General features: G+C 65.7%; 19 protein-coding genes and 1 tRNA gene. 6 read left to right on the forward strand and 14 right to left on the reverse strand.

The genetic code is table 11. From position 1 onward, the window contains the following. Positions 1–33: 33 nt before the first annotated feature. The 4 genes from eutB to ald are packed head-to-tail and all read right to left on the reverse strand — an operon-like array spanning position 34 to position 5,104. Positions 34–1,047: a hydroxyectoine utilization dehydratase EutB gene (gene eutB, locus A0W70_RS09510; protein WP_067561796.1), complete on the reverse strand. Its 1,014-nt coding sequence runs from the start codon at positions 1,045–1,047 to the stop codon at positions 34–36. A gap of 3 nt (positions 1,048–1,050) precedes the next feature. Further along, a complete protein-coding gene (locus A0W70_RS09515; protein ID WP_067561799.1) occupies positions 1,051–2,469 on the reverse strand; it encodes an aminotransferase in 1,419 nt (472 codons plus the stop codon). 23 nt (positions 2,470–2,492) lie between these two features. After that, positions 2,493–3,959: an NAD-dependent succinate-semialdehyde dehydrogenase gene (locus A0W70_RS09520; RefSeq protein ID WP_067561802.1), complete on the reverse strand. Its 1,467-nt coding sequence runs from the start codon at positions 3,957–3,959 to the stop codon at positions 2,493–2,495. After that, positions 3,959–5,104: an alanine dehydrogenase gene (gene ald / locus A0W70_RS09525; protein ID WP_067561805.1), complete on the reverse strand. Its 1,146-nt coding sequence runs from the start codon at positions 5,102–5,104 to the stop codon at positions 3,959–3,961. The genes A0W70_RS09520 and ald overlap by 1 nt, the downstream gene beginning before the upstream one ends. Positions 5,105–5,436: 332 nt before the next feature. Between ald and gltX the strand changes: the two genes are divergently transcribed. From gltX to A0W70_RS09540, 3 genes are all read left to right on the forward strand, one after another. Beyond that, complete coding sequence (gene gltX / locus A0W70_RS09530) at positions 5,437–6,852, forward strand: glutamate--tRNA ligase (RefSeq protein ID WP_067561808.1); 1,416 nt, start codon at positions 5,437–5,439, stop codon at positions 6,850–6,852. 49 nt (positions 6,853–6,901) lie between these two features. Beyond that, a tRNA-Ala gene (locus tag A0W70_RS09535) sits at positions 6,902–6,977 on the forward strand. A 110-nt stretch (positions 6,978–7,087) separates the two neighbouring features. After that, positions 7,088–7,909 carry a pentapeptide repeat-containing protein gene (locus A0W70_RS09540; RefSeq protein WP_070989119.1) on the forward strand — a complete coding sequence of 274 codons (822 nt, stop codon included), beginning with the start codon at positions 7,088–7,090 and terminating at the stop codon, positions 7,907–7,909. Positions 7,910–8,009: 100 nt separating this feature from the next. Here A0W70_RS09540 and A0W70_RS09545 read toward each other — a convergent pair whose 3' ends face one another. The 3 genes from A0W70_RS09545 to A0W70_RS09555 are packed head-to-tail and all read right to left on the reverse strand — an operon-like array spanning position 8,010 to position 10,752. Continuing rightward, positions 8,010–8,876, reverse strand: coding sequence for an alpha/beta fold hydrolase (locus A0W70_RS09545; RefSeq protein WP_067561814.1), 867 nt, complete (start codon positions 8,874–8,876; stop codon positions 8,010–8,012). Further along, positions 8,873–9,850 carry a hydrolase gene (locus A0W70_RS09550; RefSeq protein ID WP_067561819.1) on the reverse strand — a complete coding sequence of 326 codons (978 nt, stop codon included), beginning with the start codon at positions 9,848–9,850 and terminating at the stop codon, positions 8,873–8,875. Before A0W70_RS09550 ends, A0W70_RS09545 begins: the two co-directional genes overlap by 4 nt. Then, complete coding sequence (locus A0W70_RS09555; RefSeq protein ID WP_067561824.1) at positions 9,847–10,752, reverse strand: DMT family transporter; 906 nt, start codon at positions 10,750–10,752, stop codon at positions 9,847–9,849. Before A0W70_RS09555 ends, A0W70_RS09550 begins: the two co-directional genes overlap by 4 nt. Positions 10,753–10,871: 119 nt before the next feature. Between A0W70_RS09555 and msrB the strand changes: the two genes are divergently transcribed. Further along, positions 10,872–11,294: a peptide-methionine (R)-S-oxide reductase MsrB gene (msrB, locus tag A0W70_RS09560; RefSeq protein ID WP_067561827.1), complete on the forward strand. Its 423-nt coding sequence runs from the start codon at positions 10,872–10,874 to the stop codon at positions 11,292–11,294. Further along, positions 11,291–11,785 (forward strand): gamma-glutamylcyclotransferase family protein, encoded by a 495-nt coding sequence (locus tag A0W70_RS09565; protein ID WP_067561831.1) that lies wholly within the window; start codon positions 11,291–11,293, stop codon positions 11,783–11,785. The genes msrB and A0W70_RS09565 overlap by 4 nt, the downstream gene beginning before the upstream one ends. Positions 11,786–11,915: 130 nt before the next feature. On the opposite strand, the gene A0W70_RS09570 is transcribed toward A0W70_RS09565, so the two are convergent. Then, positions 11,916–12,443: a hypothetical protein gene (locus tag A0W70_RS09570; RefSeq protein WP_067561836.1), complete on the reverse strand. Its 528-nt coding sequence runs from the start codon at positions 12,441–12,443 to the stop codon at positions 11,916–11,918. Between the two features lie 777 nt (positions 12,444–13,220). On the opposite strand from A0W70_RS09570, the gene A0W70_RS09575 reads away from it, so the two are divergent. Further along, a complete protein-coding gene (locus A0W70_RS09575) occupies positions 13,221–14,753 on the forward strand; it encodes a lipopolysaccharide biosynthesis protein (protein ID WP_175443098.1) in 1,533 nt (510 codons plus the stop codon). Positions 14,754–14,758: 5 nt separating this feature from the next. Here the strand turns inward: A0W70_RS09575 and A0W70_RS09580 are convergent, their stop codons facing one another. The 6 genes from A0W70_RS09580 to A0W70_RS09605 all read right to left on the reverse strand — a co-directional run bounded on the left by A0W70_RS09580 (position 14,759) and on the right by A0W70_RS09605 (position 22,723). Then, positions 14,759–16,534: a class II glutamine amidotransferase domain-containing protein gene (locus tag A0W70_RS09580; RefSeq protein WP_067561844.1), complete on the reverse strand. Its 1,776-nt coding sequence runs from the start codon at positions 16,532–16,534 to the stop codon at positions 14,759–14,761. A gap of 526 nt (positions 16,535–17,060) precedes the next feature. Next, complete coding sequence (gene acs, locus A0W70_RS09585; RefSeq protein ID WP_067561848.1) at positions 17,061–19,022, reverse strand: acetate--CoA ligase; 1,962 nt, start codon at positions 19,020–19,022, stop codon at positions 17,061–17,063. A 276-nt stretch (positions 19,023–19,298) separates the two neighbouring features. After that, on the reverse strand, positions 19,299–20,051 hold the full coding sequence (locus A0W70_RS09590; RefSeq protein WP_067561851.1) for an ABC transporter ATP-binding protein: 753 nt from the start codon (positions 20,049–20,051) through the stop codon (positions 19,299–19,301). Continuing rightward, on the reverse strand, positions 20,048–20,824 hold the full coding sequence (locus tag A0W70_RS09595) for an ABC transporter ATP-binding protein (protein ID WP_067561854.1): 777 nt from the start codon (positions 20,822–20,824) through the stop codon (positions 20,048–20,050). Before A0W70_RS09595 ends, A0W70_RS09590 begins: the two co-directional genes overlap by 4 nt. Continuing rightward, positions 20,817–21,836, reverse strand: a complete 1,020-nt coding sequence (locus tag A0W70_RS09600) for a branched-chain amino acid ABC transporter permease (RefSeq protein ID WP_067561858.1) — start codon at positions 21,834–21,836, stop codon at positions 20,817–20,819. Before A0W70_RS09600 ends, A0W70_RS09595 begins: the two co-directional genes overlap by 8 nt. Continuing rightward, positions 21,833–22,723: a branched-chain amino acid ABC transporter permease gene (locus A0W70_RS09605; protein ID WP_067561863.1), complete on the reverse strand. Its 891-nt coding sequence runs from the start codon at positions 22,721–22,723 to the stop codon at positions 21,833–21,835. The genes A0W70_RS09600 and A0W70_RS09605 overlap by 4 nt, the downstream gene beginning before the upstream one ends. Between the last annotated feature and the right edge of the window lie 113 nt (positions 22,724–22,836).

Below are 22,836 nucleotides of genomic sequence, written 5' to 3' on the forward strand. Positions count from 1 at the left end.
GCGAGAATCCAAAAACCACATATCCGCTGCCCCTCAAGGCAAAGCATTCGCACCATTGATGATGGCCGTAAATACGTCCATGTCGACCACGTTGCCGCTGATGATGCAGGCGACTGGGCCGGGGAGGGTGCCCGTGCGGCCAGCGACGAGGGCGGCGGGGCCGATGGCCGCGGAGCCCTCCGCGATCATGCGCTGGTTGCGATAGACCGCGCGCATACCCCCGGCGATCTCGGCCTCGGACAGCAGGATCACGTCGTCGATCAGCTCGCGGCAGAGGCCGAACGTGCAGCGGTTCTCCAGACCGATGCCGCCGCCCAGACTGTCCGCGAGGCTGGGGGGCTCCGGTACCGGGACGGGCTGACCGGCCCGGATGCTTTCGTACATCGCCGCGCCGCCGTTATCGGTCGACAGGCCGATGATGCGGACATCCGGGGTGATCGATTTGAGGGCCAGCGCGGTGCCGCCGGCGAGGCCCCCGCCGGACAGGCCGACGAGGACGGTGCCGATGTCCGGCAGCGCCTCGGCCAGTTCCAGCCCGATCGTCGCCTGCCCGGCAACGATCAACGGATCGTCGAAGGGCGGGACGAGCGTGAGGCCCTCGTTGTCCGCCAACCGCTGCGCCTCTTCCTCGGCCTCGTCCTGGTTGCGCCCGACCACGCGGACATCGCCGCCGAGGCGGCGAATGGCCTCGCGGCGGTATTCCGGGACCAGTTCGGACAGACAGACGATCGCGCGCACGCCGGCCGCCGCGGCCGCGTAGGCCACGGCGCGGCCGTGGTTGCCGGTGGAGACGGTGACCACGCCCTTCGAACGCGCATCCGCATCCAGCGCCGCGATCGCGTTGGTCGCGCCGCGGATCTTGAACGCGCCGGTCGGGCTGACCGTCTCGTCCTTGAACCAGACCGCTGCACCGGCCGCCTCATCGAGCCAGTCCGCACGGGCGATCGGGGAGTGCCCGATGCCGTGCGGGAGGCGCGAGCGCGCACGGAAGACGTCCTGGAGCGTGACGCCATGGGCGGCGCCGAGCGGGTGTGCGTCTCCCGCCATGGCTCAGGCCGCCTTCATGCTGCCTTCGCGCACAAGCTCGTCGGTGACCGCGTCAACCGCCTCGCGCGAGATGGCGATGATCTGATCCACCTGCTCGCGGTTCACGATCAGCGGCGGTGCGTAGCCGAGGATGTCGCCGTGCGGCATCGCCCGGGCGATCAGGCCGCGCTCGTTGCACGCCGTCGACACCCGCGCACCGACCTTCAGTGACGGATCGAAGGCCTTGCGCTTCGCGCCGTCGGCGGCGAACTCGAGTGCGCTCAACAGACCCACACCGCGGACTTCGGCGACCAGCGGATGGTCGCCGAACGCCGCCTGCATCTGCTCCTGCATGTAGGCGCCCGTATCGCGGGCGTTGGCGGTCAGGCCCTCGCGCTCGATGATGTCGAGGTTGGCGTTGGCCGCGGCGACGCACAGCGGGTGCGCCGAGTAGGTGTAGCCGTGACCGATCGGGCCCATCTCGTCGGCGCCCTTTTCGAGCACCTCCCAGACCTTTTCGCCGACGATCACACCGGACAGCGGCAGGTAGCCGCTGGTGATGCCCTTGGCGACCGTCATCAGGTCCGGCTCCATGCCGTAGTAGTCCGAGCCGAAGTCGGCGCCGATGCGACCGAAGCCGGTCACGACCTCGTCGGCGATCAGCAACACGTCGTATTTCTTCAGGACCTTCTGGATCTCGGCCCAGTAGCCCTTCGGCGGCGGGATGATGCCGCCGGTGCCGAGCACGGGCTCGGCGATGAAGGCGGCCACCGTCTCCGGCCCCTCGTCGAGGATCATCTTCTCGAGATCGTCGGCGCAGCGCTTCGAGAACTGCTCCTCGGTCTCGCCTTCCTCGTGGTTCCAGTACCAGTGCGGCGTCGTCGTGTGCTTGATCTGCGGCAACGGCAGATCAAACGCGTTATGGAAGACCGGCAGACCGGTCATCGAACCCGAGGTCACCGAAGAACCATGATAGGCACGCTGGCGCGAGATGATCTTCTTCTTCTCGGGGCGACCAAGGATATTGCTGTAGTACCAGACCAGCTTGGCCTGGGTCTCGTTCGCGTCCGAACCCGACTGGCCGTAGTAGACCTTGCTCATGCCCTTCGGCGCCATGCGGATCAGGCGCTCGGAGAGGGTGATCAGCGGATCGTGCGAATGCCCGACATACGAATGATAGAACGCCAGCTTCTCCGCCTGCTTAGAGATCGCCTCGGTGATCTCCTGGCGGTTGTAACCGACGTTGGTGCAGTACAGGCCCGCGAACGCGTCGATGAGCTGTTTGCCCTGGCGGTCGGTGATGGTAATGCCGTCACCGCGATCGATGATGCGCGGCGTGCCGGCCTTGCCGTGGGCATGGTTCTTCAGATGCGTCGACGGGTGGAAGACCGTGCGCTGATCGATCTCTTCCGGCGTCATGTTCTTCGGTAGTTCGTTGGTCATGCAGTTCTCCCTCAGGTGCGGCGTCAAAACGCCATGCACACGTACTTGACTTCGGTGAATTCGGTAATGCCCTCGTGACCACCCTCGCGGCCCAGACCGGACTGTTTGAAACCACCGAACGGAATCGGTGCGCCCGTGATCTTCACGCAGTTGACCGCCACCATGCCGTACTCGAGGTACTCGGACAGGCGCAGGATGCGCGAATTGTCGTGGGTGAACAGATACGCCACAAGGCCGTACTCGGTGTCATTGGCGAGTTCGAGCACCTCGTCCTCGTCGTCGAATGCGGCGATCGAGGCGACCGGGCCGAACGTCTCTTCGCACGAGATCTGCATCTCGGGCGTGACATCGGCCAGCACGGTCGGCTGGTAGAACAGGCCGCCACGTTCGTGCAGGCCGCCACCGGCCAGCAGCCGCGCGCCCTTCGAGACCGCGTCGTCGACATGGCTCTGGCATTTCTCCACGGCACCCTGATTCATCAGCGGGCCGAGCTCGACGCCTTCCTCGAAGCCGGAGCCGACCTTGAGGTTCGCGGTCGCCGCCTGGAAGTGCTGCAGGAACTCTTCGTAGATGCCGCGGTGCACGTAGATGCGGTTCGCCGCCAGGCAGTCCTGGCCCGTGGTCTGGAATTTCGCCGCCACGGCCATTTCCGCGGCCTCCTTCGGATCCATGTCGTCGAAGGCCAGAAAGGGCGCGTGCCCGCCGAGCTCCATCGACATCTTCTTCACTGTCTGCGCGCCCTGCTCGATGAGCAGGCGGCCGACTTCGGTGGAGCCGGTGAACGACATCGCCCGTACCCGCGTGTCGCGGAAGAACTCACCACACACCGGGCGCGCGTCACCGGTGACGACCGAGAATACGCCTTCCGGCAGCCCGGCCCGGTCGGCCAGTTCGGCCAGCGCCAGTGCCGAGTAGGGCGTCTCGGAGGCGGGCCGTACGATAACCGGGCAGCCCGCGGCGATCGCCGCCGCCGCCTTGCGCGTGATCATCGCCGAGGGGAAGTTCCAGGGCGTGATGCAGGCCACTACGCCGACCGGATCGTGTTGGCTGAACAGCGTGCGGCCATGCAGATGCGTCGGGATGGTGCAGCCGTACAGGCGCCGGGCTTCCTCGGCGTACCAGCGGATAAAGGATGCCGCGTAATCGATCTCGCCCCGCGATTCGCCGATCGGCTTGCCCTGCTCGAGGGTCATCAGGCGCGCCAGGTCCTCCTTGTGGGCGAGCATCTCCGCATGCCACGCCAGCAGGTGATCGGCGCGCTCATGGGCCAGCTCGCGGCGCCACGTGCCGAGTGCGGTATGCGCCGTGTCGATCGCGCGCGCGGTCTCGGCCGGCCCCATGTGCGGGATGCTGCCGAGCACGCTCTCATCGGCCGGGTTGGTGACGGTAATCACGCTGCCGTCATCGGCGGCGTACCACTTGCCATTGATATAGGCCTGCTCGCGGAACAGGCGCATGTCGTCCAGTTGTACTGCGTTGCGCGAATCCATCACGCTGCCTCCGCGTCGGGACCCTTGCCGTTATTGATGAAACGCTGCGGGTCCGTGTACTCGCGCCCGAGGTCGCGCGCAGCGGCTTCATAGGTGACCTGACCGCGGCAGACATTGAGGCCGTTCGCCAGATGCCGGTCCTCGCCCAGCGCCGGCCACACGCCCTTGTTCGCGAGCTTCACCACGAACGGCAGCGTCGCGTTGTTCAGCGCGATGGTCGACGTGCGGGCGACCGCGCCAGGCATGTTGGCCACGCAATAGTGCACGACGTCATCGACGATGTAGGTCGGGTCGCTGTGCGTGGTGGCCTTGGTGGTCTCGCAGCAGCCGCCCTGGTCGACCGACACGTCGACGATCACGGCGCCCGGTTTCATGTGCTTGATCATTTCCCGCTTGACCAGCTTCGGCGCCGCGGCGCCCGGGAGCAGGACCGTGCCGATGACGAGGTCGGCCTCCAGCACACACTGTTCGACGGACTCGACCGTGGAGTAGAGCGTGCGGATCCGGCCCATGTACTGGTCGTCGAGCTGCGCGAGGCGGGGCAGGGACTTGTCGAGCACGGTCACGTCCGCGCCCATGCCGGTGGCCATGCGCGTGGCGTTGTTGCCCGCTACGCCGCCGCCGAGCACCGTCACTTTCGCTGGACCCACGCCCGGCACGCCGCCGAGCAGAAGGCCGCGACCACCCATGATCTTTTCGAGGCAACGCGCTCCCGCCTGGACCGCCATCCGACCGGCGACCTCGGACATCGGAGCGAGCAGCGGCAGACCGCCGCGGTCGCTGGTGACGGTTTCGTAGGCGATCGCCGTGCAGCCGGATTCCTGCAGGCCGGTGGTCTGTTCCGGGTCCGGGGCCAGATGCAGGAAGGTGAACAGGACCTGATCCGGGCGCAGCTGGCGCGTTTCGCTCGGCTGCGGCTCCTTGACCTTGACGATCATGTCCGCGCGGGCGAATACGGTTGCGGCGTCGTCGACGATCTCGGCACCGGCGGTGCGGTAATCGTCGTCGTAGAAATCGATGTTGGCGCCGGCCTGGGTCTCGACGATGACCTGGTGGCCATGCTCGACCACTTCACGCACCGAGGTCGGCGTCAGCCCGACCCGGTTTTCGTTCGTCTTGATCTCTTTCGGCACACCCAGAAGCATCGCGATTCTCCCCATTGATTGATGAATCCGCACGGGCGGGCCTCGGTGGGCCCGCCGAATGCGCACAAGGTAGCAAACGGGCCGAAGATTTGGTCTTGGAACCTTCGGCGGGGGCGAGAAGGAGTTCCCGATTTCGCCGGGCTGCCAGAAAAAAATACCGCGATCCGGGGGCGCAGCCGGTCGCTCCGCGCCTGATTGCAGAAAATCCGGCCGAATCGGGGCTGTGGCAGACGGAATCGCGGGCGACGTCCGGCGCGACTAGGCGTCAGCGGCGTTCAGTGCGGCGGGGCCTTTTGCTAGAATGCGCGACCGTTTTCAAGAGCCCCCTGCCCATGAGTGTCGTCACCCGCTTCGCCCCGAGTCCGACCGGTTTCCTGCATATCGGCGGTGCCCGGACCGCGCTGTTCTCCTGGCTGCACGCGCGCCGTCACGGCGGGCGGTTCATCCTGCGCGTCGAGGACACGGATCGCGACCGCTCCACGGAAGAGTCGACGCGCGCCATCCTCGACGGCATGCAGTGGCTGGGCCTCGACCATGATGAAGGCCCGTATTTCCAGAGCGAGCGCGGCGAGCGCTATCGCGAGGTGCTGGACGACTGGCTCGAGACCGGCAAGGCGTATTACTGCTACCGCACGAAGGAAGAACTCGACGAACTGCGCGAGGCGCAGCGCGCGCGCGGCGAAAAGCCGCGCTATGACGGCTACTGGCGCGACAACGACGAGACGCCGCCCGAGGGCGTCACCCCCTGTATCCGATTCAAGAACCCGCTCGATGGCGAGGTCGTCTTCGATGATCGGATCCGCGGTCGCGTGAGTGTCGCCAATGCCGAACTGGATGACCTGGTCATCTGTCGCTCCGATGGGTCGCCGACCTACAACTTCTGCGTGGTGGTCGACGATTACGACATGGGTGTCACCGACGTCGTTCGCGGCGACGACCACGTGAGCAATACGCCGCGCCAGATCAACATGCTGCGCGCGCTGGGTGTCGAGCCGCCGAGCTACGCGCACGTGCCCATGATCCTGGGCCCGGACGGCAAACGCCTGTCGAAGCGCCACGGTGCGGTCAGCGTGATGCAGTACGCGGAAGAGGGGTACCTGCCGGAGGCGCTGATGAACTACCTGGTGCGCCTCGGCTGGGCGCATGGCGACCAGGAGATCTTCTCGCGCGAGGAAATGATCGAGTACTTCGATCTCAGCGACGTGAACCATTCGGCGTCGACCTTCAACCCGGAAAAACTGCGCTGGCTCAACCAGCAGTACCTGAAGTCGCTGGAGCCGGACGATATCGCATGGCGGTTGCGGTATTACTTCGAGCAGGCCGACATCGATCCGGCCACGGGGCCTCATCTCGCGGATCTGGTGAAAGCGCAGCGCGAACGCAGCACGACCCTGGTGGATCTCGTCGAGAGCAGCCGTTTCCTGTTCCAGGACTTCGTGGAGTGGGATCAGAAAGCGGTCCGCAAGAATCTCAACAGCGCCGCCACGGCGCCGCTCGAGGCGGTCCGGGCCGCGCTCGCGGACCTGCCCGAAGCGGACGGCTGGAACGCCGAGTCGATCCACGGGGTGATCACCCGGGTAGCCGAGGCCCAGGAACTGAAAATGGGCAAGGTGGCCCAGCCAATCCGGGTGGCCGTGTCCGGCACGGCCGTCTCACCGCCGATCGACGTCACGCTGGAGATGCTCGGCCGCGAGCGGACGCTGTACCGCATCGACCGCGCGATCGGTCTTACCCGGGAAGCGGCCTGAACCGCTTGACGAGGCCAGGGACGGCCAGTACCCTTCGCACTCTCTTCGTGGGGCCATAGCTCAGCCGGGAGAGCGCCTGCATGGCATGCAGGAGGTCGGCGGTTCGATCCCGCCTGGCTCCACCATATTTCTCCCCCTCGTATTCCCCGAATTATCTTGGCCGCATCGTGCCGAGCCGTGTGCAACATATCCTGCGGCGTTGCATGCTCGCGGGTGGTTTGCTATCTAGGCAGGCGTGAGTGCGGAAGAACAAAAACCCGTCTGGTACGTGCGTCGCAGCACGACTGTCCAGGGTCCCTACTCGGCCGATGTGATCCAGCGCTACCTGCTGCTGGGGCGTCTCCGCCTCAGTGACCGGGTCAGTGTGGACGGTCGTTGCTGGGAGCCCCTGACGCATCGTGCCGAGCTGATACCCGACGAGATGGGCGACCTCGGTACCGACGAGGGTCGTGCGCGGTTCGAGGCGGCTCGGCGTGCGGTCGATGAACGCGGTGCCGATCGCGAGGAATCCGTACCCGAACCCTCGTGGACAGGGCACGGGCGCAGACGGCGGGGGACGATCATGGCACTGGCCGGTCTGGCCGTGGTGGTGATCATGCTGATCGGCATCGGCTGGTACCGTGATTTTGACGACGGGCTCATGCAGACGGCCGATTGCAGTGCCGCGCCGGGCCCGGACATCGTCTGGAGTGGTTGCGTCAAGGACGGCGCCATTCTCGCCAACGGATCCACGCTGGAGGGGTTGCGGGCGCTCAATGCATCCCTGCGTGATGCCAGACTGTCGGGTGTGGATCTCTCCGGGGCCCGCCTTGATTACGCCGACCTGACCCGCGCCAGTCTGGCGGACGCCGATCTCGGCGGGGCGGTGCTCCGTGGCGCAACCCTGACCCGGGCGGACCTCCGGGGGGCCGATCTGAGTGACACGGATCTGCGCAACGCGGATCTGCGGGATGCCCGGATCGACGGGGCCGTATTCGACGGCGCGATGCTGGGTAATGCCCTCTGGATCGATGGGCATTCCTGCGCACCGGACGCCGTCGGTGTCTGTGACCCCTGAAGGCTTCGAGGCCTGGCCGGTGCCCCGGATTCCGGCTTCGCCTTAATCCGGCCATCATCCGCGACCGCGGTTTCAGTCGTCAGGCCGTGTTGCGCTCCCTTCAGTCAGCGACCATCCGCTCCAGCGCGCCGCCAATGGCTTTGACCGGCGTCGAGAAATGGCCCTCCTCCGGAAGGAATCGTGCCTCACACTCTGGGAGGGCGGCGACAAGGCGCTCGCCGTGGCGGCTGGGCACGACCGTGTCATCCAGCCCGTGCCATAGCTCAACTGGCACCGCGACATCGTGCAGCGCGAACGGCCGCTTCGACACGTAGAGCCGCAATTCCGTGATCGCCCCGACGGCGCCCTGCATGACGCTGTCGTGCAGGGCCCGTGTCCAGCGGGACCGCGTGTGCGGATCATGGAACACGGCCCGGTCCGCCGGGCAGTGGCCGGCCGAGAGGAGCGAGAACAGGGTCTGTGGTGCGATCCGGATCAGGATGGCGAGGAGCCGGAATATCGCCGCCTGTCCCGGTGGGAAACGACGCGCCAGTCGGATCGAGACCTGACTCAGGGCCGCCATGTCGGCCTCGCTGCCCGGCTCGGCCAGCCAATCCAGGGACCCGAAGGTCGCTACGCGGGCAAAGCGCTCCGGCCGCCGCCAGGCGCAGGCGAGCGCGTACGGGCCGCCGCCGGAGAAACCGATCACCGGCGCGGTTTCGATTCCGTGGTGATCCAGGAGTGCCACGGCATCATCGACCCAGTCCGTCAGTGTGCGTCCGGGGGCGTGATCCGAGCGACCGTAACCCGGGCGGTCGGGCGCCAGTACGCGCGCACCGGTGGCATGGGCGGCCTCTTCCACAAACGCGGCTTCCAGACCGGTCGACGGGAACCCGTGACAGTAGAGTACCGGGCGACCATCGACTGGCCCGAACGCCACCCAGGCGAGGGCGCGTCCGTCGGCAAGGGTGATGGACTCGCGGTTCACCGGGACGTCTCCATGGCTGGCAATCGGGCGTCGAGCCAGTCGGTTATCGCCCGGGGCAGCCAGCGGGCGGGGCGACCGGCCCGTCCCGAGAGAAACCCGACATGGCCACCGTGCGGGCTCACCGCCCGCTCGGTGCTTGCGCCCACATCCGCCGCTCCAGGCACCGGCTCGGGGCCGACGAAGGGATCGTCCAGCGCCTGGATCAGCAGCGTTGGCGTTACGACCCGCTGCAGCCAGGGGGCGGAACTCGCTCGGGCGTAATAGTCGTCGACGCCGTCGAACCCGTGCAGCGGTGCCGTAACGCAGTCGTCGAACTCGCGGAACGTCCGCACCCGGTCCATTGCCGCGAGGTCGATCGGCAGGGCCCCGATCCGCCGCGCTCGGGCGTGCGTCGATCGCTTCATACGGTCGATCAGCCAGCGCTGATAGACCCTGGAAAATCCCTGGTTGATGCGCTCCGCGCAGGCCGCCAGGTCGAACGGCACGGACACCGCGACCGCGGCGTCGAGAGGCTGCGCGGCGGCGCGCTCGCCGAGATATTTCAGCAGCGCATTGCCGCCCAGCGAGAAGCCGATGGCCGCCATGGACACGGTCGCTTCACGCTCGCGAAGCATCGCCAGCAGGGCCTCGATATCGCCCGTATCACCGGAGTGGTAGGCCCGGGGCAGCCGATTCGGCTCGCCGCTGCAGCCGCGGAAGTGCATGAACGTGACGGCGTGTCCGCGCGCATTCAGTTCGCTCGCCAGCGCCCCGATGTATTGCGAGTCGATACAGCCCTCGAGGCCGTGGAACAGGCAGACCCGGGTGGCCCCTGTACCGGGCAGATGCGCCAGATCGACGAAGTCGCCATCGGCGAGCTCCATGCGCTCCGGGCGCCATTCCGGGCGGGCGCCGGCGCCCATCAACCATGCCCCCAGGGTCTGGCGGTGGGGGCCGCGCAGGCCCACGGCCGGTTCGAATACCGGGGCACTCATTCGTGGGCCGCGATCGCTTGGCTGCGGCGCGCTGGCCATTGCTGGATCACGTTGCCGACGACAATGAAGATCAGCCCGATGAAGGTCGCCGGGTGAATCGCCTCACCGACCAGGAAGTGGATGAAGACCAGCGACAGGAAAGGCGAGAGGAAGATCAGATTGCCCACCTTCGCGGTCGTGCTCGAACGTTTCAATGCCTGCAGCCAGCATACGAACGCGAGGCCCATCTCGAACATGCCGACATAGGCGGCGCCCAGTGCGCCCTGCCAGGGCGGGATTTCCAGCTCCGAGAACAGCGCCGTCGCGATGAGGATCAGTGGCAGACTGAAGCAGAACCCCGTGAACAGGCCAGCAACCGGATCGCCCGAATCGCGCGTGTTGTAGATCCAGTACAGCGCCCAGAATACCGTGCTACCGAGTGCCAGCAGGGCGCCGGTCAGGCTGGTGAACTCCAGCGCGAGGACACGGCCTTCGGTCGCGATCACGACAACCCCCGCGTAGCTGACAAACAATGCGAGGAACGCCTTCGCGCCGATGCGCTGGCCCAATAGTGGCACCGAGAGCAGGGCGAGCGTAATCGCCCAGGTATAGTTCAGGGGCTGCGCCTGCTGCGCCGGGAGCAGGTCATACGCTTTGAACACCGTGATGTAGTAGAGGAACGGATTCAGCAGGCCAAGCAGGGCGAGCCGGCCGAGGTCGCGCGGCGCATAGTGGCGCAGTTGGTGCAGACGCCGCTGGCAGGCCAGCACCGTGAACAGCACGATGATGGAGACGATATTCGCCAACAGCAGCAGCTGCAGCGGATCCAGCCAGCGCAGGGACAACTTGAACGCAGAGGCGACCGTGGACCAGAGGAAGATCGCGGTGCCCGCGAACAGATAGGCCTGCGCCTGGCGGTTCACATTCAGCTCCAGTGCAGCGGCGCGGATTGGCGCCGTGCGGGTGTAGCGGTAGCATGGATCAAGTCGTCGCCGAGCCTGGGCGTTTCCAGGCGAGCCGGCAGTCTAACGGAGGACGGAGCATGAGCGAACCGAAAGAGACCGGCGACCAACCGGTCAGCGACGCGGAGCTGCGCGAGCGGCTGACCCGCGAGCAGTACGACGTGACCCGGAAGGGTGCGACGGAGCGGCCTTTCTCCGGTGCCCTTGTGGACGAAAAACGGCCCGGCACGTATTGCTGTATCTGCTGCGGTCAGCCGCTGTTCGACGCCGGGACGAAATTCGAATCCGGCACCGGCTGGCCCAGCTTCTGGCAGCCGCTTTCGGCGGAGGCCGTTGGCGAGCACACCGACAAATCCCTCGGCATGACGCGCACCGAGGTCCACTGCAGCGCCTGCCAGGCGCATCTGGGCCATGTGTTCCCGGACGGGCCGGAGCCGACCGGGCTGCGGTACTGCCTCAACTCGGCAGCGCTCGAATTCGAGCCCGGGGACGGCGCCGCATGAGCGGGCAGGGCGAACTGCTGTATTTCGCGTACGGCTCCAACCTGCACGTCCCGCGCATGACGGCGCGTGTTCCCTCCGCGCGTACCGTCGCCGCCGCGCGCCTGCCGGGCTTTCGCCTCGCGTTCCGCAAGCGCGCCGCGGACGGCTCCATGAAATGCGACGTCGAGCCGGCGGAAGAGGGCACCGTCTGGGGCGTCGTCTACCGGCTGAATGTCGCCGATCTGCCGAATCTCGATGCCGCCGAAGGCGAGGGCTACGCCCGGGTCACCCATACCGTCATGCGCGCCGATGGCGAAACGCAGTATGACGTATTCACCTACCGCGCCCGCGACGCATGGCTGGGTGAGGGCCGTCCCCACGACTGGTACCGTGATCTCGTGGTCGTCGGCGCCCGCAACCACCGCCTGCCGGACACCTGGGTCACCGCCATCGCCGAACAACAGGCCGACCCCGATCCGAACCCCGAACGCGCCCGCGCCAACCGCCCGTAACTCACGGCCGACACTCGACTCCACGCACCGACAGATTTACATTCCGTACTCCCGTTCCACCCGCGCGATCCGAACCCGGAAAGTCGAATACGACTGCGCGTCTCAGTTCGTGGTCGATGACCAGACGAGGTCATGCACTCAGGATGCGGCGGGGCAAGCGGGCGATCCCGCGCAGCAGGCGGGCGGCGCCGATACGATGGCGGGGATTCGTCCATGTCGGGCGTGGGTGCGCGTGTGGCTGGATCAACTGCCGGGTCTCGAAACAGAATACCGGTCGGCCTGAGAGCCGTGCGATGCCCTCCGCCGTGTGTGGTGCGCTTTCGACGAACAGTTCGGCGCCCGTGGCGAGATAGGCGTCCGCCTTGAATCGGTCGTAGGCACGGGCCTGCTGTCGGGCCGCCTGATTCGGATAGTCCATCATCAGGAGGTCGCGGTAGCGCACGCCGTGGCGACTCAGCCAGTCTTCGGTCTCGGCCCGATAACGTTCCAGCCGCGAAGTCACCAGCCAGCCGACCTCATGCGTTGGCAAAGTCAACGGCCGTGCGCCGCGGAGGAAGCGGCGATACCTGCGTCCGTCATCGTTTTCCGCGGGGGCGGGATCGACGCAGAGCACCCCGTCGATGTCGATACAGAAGGCTCCCACATGCGGGCCCCGCATGATGTTCCATTCGAATAGTGGTGGATTCGCGACAGTCCGAGCCGGACGGAGCCGCCACTCATCGTCCGCAGCCGTGGGGGGCCCGAAGACGACACTATATTCGACCTCGAGCTCAGGTCGTGCGGCTTCGATCTTCGTTCTGGCCTCCTCCAGACCAGGCGTCGACCATGCACTGTCGTTGACGACCAGTATCCGCGCAACGCGTCCCGGACTCTTCGTAACAGCGCTTTGGACACCGCGGCCTTCCCCCGAGCAAGGCGCGCGACCATCCAGTAGGCTTGAAAGATCGGTCACGGGCCGATTTCGGTGTAAGCCGATCAGATTCGCGACCAACAGTCCGCCCGGAGGAGCCGCGACGATCAGATCAAAGTCCTGGGACAGTCGGGCCGACCACTCGATCAGGCACTCGTTGAGATCAGTAATGCTGCAATAATCCACGCACTTTCGCCTTTTGAAGCGGGTCGTCGCCTACGCTGGGTATCAGCGCGAGACATTTCCGTCTTGTTGCCTTGTCGCGCACGCAAGCCGCGACTATCTTTCGTTCGGGCCGGATTTTTACGGCCGGCGTCCAAGAAGTGTGCCGGTCGCCAGGACGCGTCGCGGATCGTTCGCACTCTATAGACCAATCGCCGCGGCCGCACACGACTTTCCGGTCACCGCTCACACGCTTACGGGGAAGTGCCATGAGCCCGACAGAGGTTTCAGTGACGGCACGGGCATGCCGATATGCCTTGATGCAGCCCATGCAGGGGCGTGCGCGTGCATGAGCCCTCCGGTGTGTCCGCGGATCCCGCCGGTTCCCCGGAGCCGATAGTCGTCCGCGATGCGGATAGCCAGCGTCATGCGCTGACACACGGTGTGCGGTGGACCGCCGCCGCACAGGCGCTGACCGCGATTCTCAATTTCGGTGTCGTCATTGTCCTTGCGCGGATGCTCGTACCCGCCGATTTCGGTCTGCTGGCCATGGCGACAGCCATCATCTCGATCGTGACCGCGCTCCAGACCCTGGGTACGCACGGACCGCTGATCCAGCGCGAGGAGATCACGCCGGCGCTCATCGATACGGTGTTTCTGCTCAATCTGGTGCTTGGGATCTTGTTGATGGGCGGCCTGATACTGACGGCACCGCTGCTCGCTGATCTGTATCGCACGCCCGAGGTGGAGCCGTTGATCCAGGTGATCGCGCTGTCGCTCGTGCTCTACTCATTCAGCGGCGTGCCCGGAGCTCTGCTGTACCGTCGGATGCAGTTCGGTTTCGTCGCGCTGACCGATACCCTCGGAGCGATCGTCTACGCCGTCGTCGCCGTCGCCCTGGCATGGTCCGGACATGGCGTGTGGTCACTGGTCATCGCCATGCTCTGCGCTGCCACGCTGGAGGCGATCTGTCTGCTGTGGGCTGCGCGGTTCCGCCCGCGTGCGCGCTTTTCCTGGCCTGAACTTCGCGGCATCGCGCGGTACTCCGCCAATATGACCGGCGTCAACCTGCTGCATCTGTCCCTGCGCAATGCCGACAGCCTGATCATCGGCCGCTGGCTGGGGCCGGGCGCGCTCGGTCTTTTCGGTATGGCTACACGTTTTACCCGCCAGCCGGTGGAGATGTTCGTCAGCGCCGTGCTGGAGCCGGTCCTTTTCCCGGCCTATTCGCGCATGCAGCAGGACGATGCGTTGACGGCGAAGACCATGCAGCGAGCCCTCGCCGGAGCCAGTGTCGTCATGTTCCCCATCCTGGGCGGGATGGCGGCGATTTCACGACCGTTCGTGGAGGGCGTTCTTGGCCCGGACTGGTCGCCGGCGATCGTATTGATTCTGATCATGGTGCCGATCGGTATGGCGCGGACTCTGCTTTCGACGGTCATCTCGCTGTTCCTCGCGCGGGATCGTACCGGCCTGCTGTTCGGGCTGCGGCTGGGCGGTGGTCTGTTACTGGTTACGGCTTATCTGGCCGGCGTACAGGTGGGGCTGGTCGGGGTCGTGATCGCGTTGCTTGTGGTCGAGTCGCTGATCGCTGGGATCGAACTCGCGATCTGCGCGCGCATGGTGCGCATGCGTTTTACTGCGCTGCTTGCAGGAGCGCTTGCGCCGCTCATTGCGACGAGCGTGATGGCGGCTGTGGTGCTCGCCCTTGACGGTCTGCTCGTCGCCCGGGGATGGAGCGATCCATGGATTGTCGCGACGGCGATCCCCGTTGGCGCCATAGTCTACGGAGCGCTGGTGATCGGCCTGCGCCTCAGGGCGGTGGAAGACTTGGTCGAACTGCTGCCATCGGCCCTGTCACGCCGCATCGGCATGTTGCTGCCGCGCCGGGCCTGAAGCGCTCAGACCGCCGGAATGCGCCACACCGGGACGCTGCGCGCCGGCTGCAGTGTCGTGTCCAGGATTGGTCGCAGGGCCCAGTACCAGCGCTGCGTTATTGCGGGCGCCACGCGCGTCAATGCGCACAGCGTCAGGGTACGCGGTGAGACGATCGACTCGAGGCAGTCGTACTGGCGGCGCACCGGCAGGTCGCGTGCGGCCCGCGCCACGCAGGCACGCTCGCGCGCGCGCTGGAGTCGGGTCGGGGGTGCCGGTTTCCGATCGACGTAATCCGGTGAGTTATCGAATTCGGCAAGGCGCGGATGATAGCGCTCGATGAACAGCCGGCGGACCGGTTGCTGTACCCTGATCCGCGGATCGACATCGAATATCGCCTGGATGAAATCCAGATCGAAAAATGGGCGGACCTGCAGATGCCGCGGCGGCACGAAACGTGATCCCAGCCCGATTCCCCGGCGCATATCCGTCACCAGTTCGGCCAGATCGGTGATATGGCGACGGTCAGAATATGGGGCTAACTGTGTGCGCACGCGCTCGGCAAGCTCGCTGCTGTACTGCAGCATGTCGCGGGCCAGCCAGGGTCCCGGTTCTTCCGCCAGTTTCATGGCGAAGCGTTCGAGGTCGGCGGCCGGTGATGCGTACGTGTCCTTCCAGTGCGGCAGGGGCTCCTGAAGAGTATCTCCGATAAAACCCTCGAAGATCATCGCCGGGGCATCCGGGTAGAGGCGCTGAAGTGTGGGCGACCAGTCGTGCATGGTCGTCTCACTGCCGACCAGCCGGCAGCGCAGCTCATCGTCGCGCGCATACTGTGCCGGTCCTGGCAGCTCCGACGTCGTGTGCCTCAGTCCGAATCGGGTAGCGATGCGGGAGGCGACCGTGGCGTCCAGATCTTCGCCGTCGGTCCGTATCCGCACCGTCATGGTCGCCGGGCGATGGCCGCTGTCGAGCAGGGCGCCCAGTACACGCCGGCTGTCGAGGCCGGCCGTCAGGGTCATGACCGGTTCGCTGTAATCCAACGCAAGGCAACGCTCGACGGCCTGGTGAAAAAGCCCCTGGATGCGGTCCATATCCCGGTGCGTGAACGTGCCCTCACCACTGCCTGCCACCTTGAGGTCGAAGCGCACTCTGCGTGACTCGAGCGTGGTCCCGGTGAAGGTCAGACAGCCGCCCAGCGGGGTGCGATGGATGCCGTCATATAACGTCTGATCGGCGACAATGAAGCCGTTGTTCAGCACGCTCAGGAGCGATGCCCGGTCGATTGTTTCATCGCCGAGCAGCAGATAATCGGGACTCGTACCAAACAGCACGAGTTCGTCGATGACGCGGTAGTACAGCGGCGTGAGACCGAAGGCATCCGTGCGCAGCGTCAGTGCCGCGCCCCGCGAATCGATGATCGCAGCGGCGAAATTGCCGTTGACCCGCTTTTCGAGCCGATCCTCCCAGAATGCGGTGATCTTCGCGGGCGCGGAGCGATGGTGCAGCGGCGGGTCAACGACGTAACCGTCGAATGCCACCAGCCGATCGCCCGCAGTCCGCGCATGAACCCGTTGTCCGGCGCCGGGCTCCGATGCACCGAGCAGAAATCCGTGCTCATTGGCTACCGTATGCCCGGGACCGCCTGCGGTGACCTGTAGCGCCTGCCCGGGGCACCATGCACCGACGAACCCGTGATTGATCCATCCGCTCTTCGCGAACGGCGAGGTGATATGAATCCGCCGCGCTGGGCGCTCGCGGGTTTCCGTGTTGAAGCCGATTTCGGGTGTATGAACCGCACTCATTGTTCCCGGATTCCGTTGGCTGATGTAGGTTTTATGTTGAACTCCGATCCGTTATAGGTCGTATTCGACGATCGCGGAAGGCAATAAACGGAATTTGTCCAAGTCGTCCGTGCGCGAGTACCTCGCCGAATCCGTACGCCCAGACGTCCCGTTTATAGCCGATCTGAACTGCACGGCCGGGACATCGGGCGGTTGTACGCGTGGCGGCGCCGAAGCTGTGGCCCGGTTTACGGAATAGGTGAATGGCTGTTCATCACCCACACGTTCGGTCTGCACGCCGAGTGGGAACAGCATGACCTGGATGACGAATAGGTGGGCCTGTTCTCGATCGGAGTCGAGCTACGATTTTGAGGGCCCGGATCCGGGAGGCCGGCCTATTGGGTGCCGGTCCAGCCGAGCCCTGGTTGGCGGAGCCTGTTGGCAGACAGAGACGGTAAGTGGTGGGTCCGGAGGAAATCGTGGGGGACCGAACGCGGTGCGTCGGGCGCTACAGGCCGGGCGGCGTCGCCGCCCGGCCTGGTTGGCGTCAGCTGCGGCCCTGCAGCTGTTCGATGATCGCCGGGTTTTCCAGCGTCGAGGTATCGCCTTCGACTTCCTTGCCTTGGGCCACGTTGCGCAGCAGCCGGCGCATGATCTTGCCGGAGCGGGTCTTGGGCAGGTTGTCGGCGAAGCGAATGTCCTCCGGCTTGGCGATCGGGCCGATCTGCTTGCCCACCCACTGGATCAGTTCCTTGACCAGTTTCTCGTCGTAGCCGCCCTCCGGGCGCTCGCCCTTGAGGACCACGAACGCGAAGATGCCTTCGCCTTTCACCTCGTGCGGAATACCGACGACTGCCGCCTCGGCGACTTGCTCGTGGGCGACGAGGGCGGATTCGACCTCCATCGTCCCGAGACGATGGCCGGAGACGTTCACGACGTCATCGATGCGGCCCATGATCCAGAAGTAGCCGTCGGCGTCCTTGCGGGCGCTGTCGCCGGCGAGGTAGTACTTGCCGTCGAACTTCGGCCAGTACGTGTCCTTGTAGCGCTGCGGATCGCCCCAGATGGTGCGCAGCATGGACGGCCACGGCTTCTTGATGACCAGGTAACCGCCCTGGTCGGGCTCGGTGATGGAGTGACCCTCCTCATCGACGACGTCGGCGGCGATGCCGGGCAGGGGCCGCGTGCAGGACCCCGGCTTGAGCGGCGTGACGCCGGGCAGCGGCGAGATCATGTGCGCGCCGGTCTCGGTCTGCCACCAGGTGTCGACGATCGGGCAGCGCTCGCCGCCAATGACCTGGTAGTACCACATCCAGGCCTCCGGATTGATCGGCTCGCCGACGGTCCCGAGGATGCGCAGTTTCGACAGGTCACAGCTGTTCGGAAAGTCGTCACCGAGCTTCATCAGCGCTCGGATGGCGGTGGGTGCGGTGTAAAACACGGTCACACCGTGGTTCTGCGTCAGGCGCCAGATACGGCCACCGTCCGGGATGGTCGGTGCGCCTTCGTACATCACCTGCGTCACGCCGCAGGCCATCGGGCCGAAGGCGACATAGGTGTGGCCGGTCACCCAGCCGACATCCGCCGTGCACCAGAAGACGTCATCGTCGCGCAGGTCGAAGACCCATTTGCAGGTGACCACGGCGTTCAGCAGGTACCCGGCGGTCGAATGCTGGATACCCTTCGGTTTGCCGGTCGAACCAGAGGTGTAGAGCAGGTACAGCGGATGCTCGGCCGGAATCCGGGCCGGCTCGCACTCGGCCGGCTGATCGGCGACCGCCTCGTGCCACCATACGTCGCGCCCGTCGGTCATGTTCACTTCGTTGCCGGCACGCTGATACACGAACACGGTGCTGACGGTCTTGCAGCCGCCGGCGATGGCGTCGTCCACGCCCTTCTTGGTCGGCTGTACTTTGCCGCCGCGGGTGCCGCCGTCCGCGGTGATGACCGCCTTCGCCTCGCAGTCGTTGATCCGATCGCGCAGGGCGTCGGCGGAGAAACCACCGAACACGACCGAGTGGATCGCGCCAATACGCGCACAGGCCTGCATCGCGAATACGGCCTGCGGGATCATGGGCATGTAGATGACGACGCGGTCGCCCATCTCGACGCCTTTCGCCTTCAGCGCATTGGCGAACAGGCAGACCTCGCGGTGGACGTCCCGGAAGGTGTACGTGGCCGTATCGCCTTCCTCGCCCTCGAAGACGATGGCGGGCTTGTCGCCGCGGTCCTCGAGATGGCGATCGATGCAGTTTTCCGAGACGTTGAGCTCGCCGTCGGCGAACCAGCGGAAGAAGGGCGCCTCGCTGTCATCGAGGACCTCGCTGAACGCCTTCTGCCAGTGGAGTTCGCTGCGGGCCAGATCGGCCCAGAAGCCGGCGTGGTCGGACTCGGCTTTGCCGTACATCGCGTCGAGGTCGGCCTGCTTGATGCGGGCGGCGCGGGCCGTTTCCTCGCTCGGCTCGAATACGCGTTTCTCGGTGAGAACCGATTCGATGTTTTCACTCATGGCACTCTCCCGTTGTTCGCGGGTGCATGACCCTCGCGGGCGCACCCGATTTCCTGTACTCGACACGACCATGCTGCCCGAATTCGCGTCCGACGACGAGAGATTCGGGCCGTGGCGGGAAAATCCGCGCGATTACCCGCCGTTGCCGGTGCGTTTTGTTCCCATGCCCCGGGCGCGGAGGCGGATTTTCGGTGCACCGCGGAGGCTGCCGCGTGGCACGCGAGACAGGCCCGGTGAGCGGCATTTGCCGGCGCCACGCGCCGGTCGCGGGCGCCGTCAGATGGCGAGGTACTGGTCCCGGAGCTCGCGGTTGTCGAGCACCTCTTTCGCGGTGCCGGTAAACACGACCTCGCCCATGTCGATGATGATCGCCCGATCCGCGAGTTCCAGTGCGGCCAGGGCATTCTGTTCGACGATGATCGTAGTGATCCCGAGGCGTTTCACCTCCTCGACGATGCGTTCGATCTCCTGGACGATCTGCGGTGCGAGGCCCTCGTACGGTTCGTCCAGCAGGAACAGACGGACGTCGCGGGCTAGCGCGCGCGCGACCGCCAGCATCTGTTGCTCACCGCCGGAGAGCGTGGTCGCCTCCTGGCGCCGGCGTTCGGCCAGACGCGGGAAATGCTCATAGATCCGCTCCGTGGTCCAGCCGACCGATGGCGCGATCTGGGCAAGGACCAGATTTTCCTCGACCGTGATGCCCGGAATGATGCGCCGGTCCTCTGGTACCAGTGCGACCCCGGCCCGCGCCGCCTGATAATCCTTCATCGTGTGCAGGGCTTCACCGCCAAGCTCGATCGAGCCGCGGCGGAGCTGCGGCTGGGGTGCACGGGCGATCGTGCGCAGGATCGAAGTCTTGCCGGCGCCATTGCGCCCGAGCAGGGCGACGACTTCTTTCTCGGCGACCTCGAACGAAGCCCCCTGAACGATGTAGCTCTCGCCGTAATAGGCGTGCATATCGCGGCACGAGAGAAAGGCATCCGGCGAGGGAACCGTTGCGGCATCTGCGGTGGCTTCGGAACGGCTCATTCTCTTGCTCCTCCCAGATAGGCCTCGATCACCTGTTGATTGTTCCGGACTTCCTCCGGTGTGCCCTCGGCGATGACACCGCCCTGGTGCAATACCGTGAGGCGTTCGGCCAGCGAGAATACGAGGTGCATGTCGTGCTCGATCACGACCTTGGTCACGCCCGTCGAGGCGATCTGCTTCAGCAGATCGATGGTGGCCTCGGTCTCGTGGCGCGACATACCGGCCGTCGGCTCATCCAGAAGCAGCAGCCGCGGATCGGCCGCGAGGCAGATCGCCAGCTCCAGGCGCCGTTTGTCGCCGCGGGACAGGTGCTGTGCCTCGGTATGGCGCTGATCGGCCAGGCCGACGGCCTCCAGTTTTTCTTCGGCATGTTTCCAGGCGGGGCCCATGCGGCTGCGGGGCTGGAAGAGATTGAAACGGAACTTGCCGTCGCGCTTGGCCAGCGCCGCAATCGCCACGTTGTCGCGCAGGGACATCTCGTCGAAGATCGACGGCGACTGAAACACCCGGGTGATCCCGCGCTGGTTGATATCGTGCGGGCGCACGGCATCAAGCGATTGACCGGCGAAGCGGACATGGCCCTCGTTGGGCCGGAGCTGGCCCGTCAGCACGTTGACGAGGGTCGATTTGCCGGCCCCGTTCGGACCGATGATGCAATGCGTTGAGCCCTCTTTGACCCGCAGATCGACATTCTGCAGGGCCGCCACGCCACCGAAATGCACCGATACCGAATCGACCTCGAGGAGGTGTGCCGCTGCGTTGGCCTCAGCCATGGGTATCGTTCTCCTCGGGGGTTGGGGCATCTGCGATGCCGCGGCGGTGACGGAACCAGGCGCGCAGGCGGCGTCCGCCCTCCATGAAACCGCCCGGCATGTACATCATGATGAGCACGAACAGCAGGCCCAGCACGAGCAGCCACTGTTCGCCGATCCAGGCCGAGGCCACGTTCTCGAAGTACATCATGAAGCCCGCGCCGATCATCGGCCCGATCAGGGTGCCGACGCCGCCGATCACGGCCATGATCACGACCTCACCGGACATGGTCCAGTGCAGGAAGTGCGTGGCCACGTAGGGCTCGTAGATCACCATCAATGATCCGGCGACGCCGCCGTAGAGCCCGCTGACGATGAAGCCCCACAGCTTGTAGAGGCTGACGTCCACGCCGGTGTAGGCGAGTCGCTCCTGGTTCGACTTGATGGCGCGTAGCATCAGGCCGAACGGCGAGCGGGCGATGCGCAGCGCGATCCAGAAGCCCAGGATCGCGAAGGCGGCGACCAGCAGGAACATCGGGGTGTCGTGCAGTGGTTGACCGAACAGCACCGGCGTCGGCAGTCCGGTGAGCCCGTTGTCGCCGCCGGTCCAGTCGGAGAAGATCGACAGCGCGGCTCGGTAGAGCATCGAGGCGAACGCGAGCGTGAGGATCGCGAAGTAGATGCCCGTGCGTTTGGTCAGAAGCAGACCGATCAGCAGCGCGAGCACGAAGGTCACGAGCACGCTCATCAGCATCGCCGGGATGATCTCGGCCGAGAAGTGAAGCAGCGTCAGGCCGGTCGTGTACGCCGAGGTGCCGAAGAACGCGGCGTGGCCGAACGACAGGTAGCCGGTAAACCCGAGCAGCAGGTCGAAGCCGAGCACGAAGATCACGAAGATCAGGATTTTCGTGTCGAGCCCCGAGTAACCGCCGATCCACGGGAACCACAGCGGCATCGTGAGCGCGATCGCCGCGAAGATGGCGACCGGCAAGACCTCGCCGCGGAGGGCGTTCGTATCTCCCGGGTCGCTCATTCCAGTACTCCCTTTTTGCCAAGCAGGCCGCGTGGGCGGACCAGCAGCACGATGACGGCGATGAGATAGATGATGATCTGCTGGATGTTCGAGTACTCGGCCGAGAACGAAAGCGCCATGCCGAGCAGCAGCGCGGCGAGTACCGCACCCGGTACCGAGCCCATGCCGCCGATCACGACGACGAGGAACGACGGCACGAGATAGGCCATGCCGATGCCCGGATAGACCTGTGTCACTGGGCCGCCGAACAGCCCGGCGATACCGGCGATCCCGGCGCCCAGACCGAAGACGATCGCGAAACGCCGTTCGATGTTGATGCCGAGAAAGCGCAGGATTTCCGAATCACGCATCCCTGCCCGCACGACCAGCCCGAAGCGGGTGAACTGCAGCAGGCCGAACAGCGCGAGCACGGTGACGAGCGATACGACGACCAGGATCAGGCGCCACTGCGGGTACACCACGATGCCATCCAGGAAAGGCAGGTACTCGTGGAGCATCACGACGCCGCTGCCCCAGGAGGGCGTGGGGAAGGGGATATTGTTGGCGCCGAAGATCCACTTGAGCGCCTCCTGGACAACGATCGCGATACCGAACGTCACCAGGATCTGGTCGGTATGCGGTCGGTCGTAAAAATGCTGGATGATGCCGCGCTCGAGCAGCAGCCCGATCAGGAACAGCAGCGGCGGCACCAGCAGGATCGCGAGCAGAAAGCCCGTTTCGCCGGCGATGATCACCCCGAGATAGGCCCCCAGCATGAACAGCGCGCCGTGCGCGAAGTTGACGACCCCGAGGGTGCCGAAGATCAGCGTCAGCCCGAGTGCGATCAGCATGTAGATCGCGCCCAGCTGGAGGCCGGTCAGGAGTTGCAGGAACACGGCATTCGACATCCGTTGACTCCCGGTTCAGGCGCTATGAGCGCGGTTTGATGATCGTGTCAGGCCCGCAGATCGCGCTGCTTCGGTCGCGGGCGATCCGGTTCGGCTGTATACCGCCGTAGAAC

Origin of the sequence: Halofilum ochraceum, assembly GCF_001614315.2 — a bacterium.
GTDB lineage: Bacteria > Pseudomonadota > Gammaproteobacteria > XJ16 > Halofilaceae > Halofilum > Halofilum ochraceum.

Coding starts and splice junctions, on each gene's coding strand:
- A0W70_RS09550 (WP_067561819.1), bottom strand. CDS start 9,850: ATGAGTGCCCCGGTATTCGAACCGGCCGTGGGCCTGCGCGGCCCCCAC.
- msrB (WP_067561827.1), top strand. CDS start 10,872: ATGAGCGAACCGAAAGAGACCGGCGACCAACCGGTCAGCGACGCGGAG.
- A0W70_RS09600 (WP_067561858.1), bottom strand. CDS start 21,836: ATGAGCGACCCGGGAGATACGAACGCCCTCCGCGGCGAGGTCTTGCCG.
- A0W70_RS09590 (WP_067561851.1), bottom strand. CDS start 20,051: ATGAGCCGTTCCGAAGCCACCGCAGATGCCGCAACGGTTCCCTCGCCG.
- A0W70_RS09605 (WP_067561863.1), bottom strand. CDS start 22,723: ATGTCGAATGCCGTGTTCCTGCAACTCCTGACCGGCCTCCAGCTGGGC.
- A0W70_RS09595 (WP_067561854.1), bottom strand. CDS start 20,824: ATGGCTGAGGCCAACGCAGCGGCACACCTCCTCGAGGTCGATTCGGTA.
- acs (WP_067561848.1), bottom strand. CDS start 19,022: ATGAGTGAAAACATCGAATCGGTTCTCACCGAGAAACGCGTATTCGAG.
- A0W70_RS09570 (WP_067561836.1), bottom strand. CDS start 12,443: ATGCGGGGCCCGCATGTGGGAGCCTTCTGTATCGACATCGACGGGGTG.
- ald (WP_067561805.1), bottom strand. CDS start 5,104: ATGCTTCTGGGTGTGCCGAAAGAGATCAAGACGAACGAAAACCGGGTC.
- A0W70_RS09515 (WP_067561799.1), bottom strand. CDS start 2,469: ATGACCAACGAACTACCGAAGAACATGACGCCGGAAGAGATCGATCAG.
- A0W70_RS09565 (WP_067561831.1), top strand. CDS start 11,291: ATGAGCGGGCAGGGCGAACTGCTGTATTTCGCGTACGGCTCCAACCTG.
- eutB (WP_067561796.1), bottom strand. CDS start 1,047: ATGGCGGGAGACGCACACCCGCTCGGCGCCGCCCATGGCGTCACGCTC.
- A0W70_RS09520 (WP_067561802.1), bottom strand. CDS start 3,959: ATGGATTCGCGCAACGCAGTACAACTGGACGACATGCGCCTGTTCCGC.
- A0W70_RS09580 (WP_067561844.1), bottom strand. CDS start 16,534: ATGAGTGCGGTTCATACACCCGAAATCGGCTTCAACACGGAAACCCGC.
- gltX (WP_067561808.1), top strand. CDS start 5,437: ATGAGTGTCGTCACCCGCTTCGCCCCGAGTCCGACCGGTTTCCTGCAT.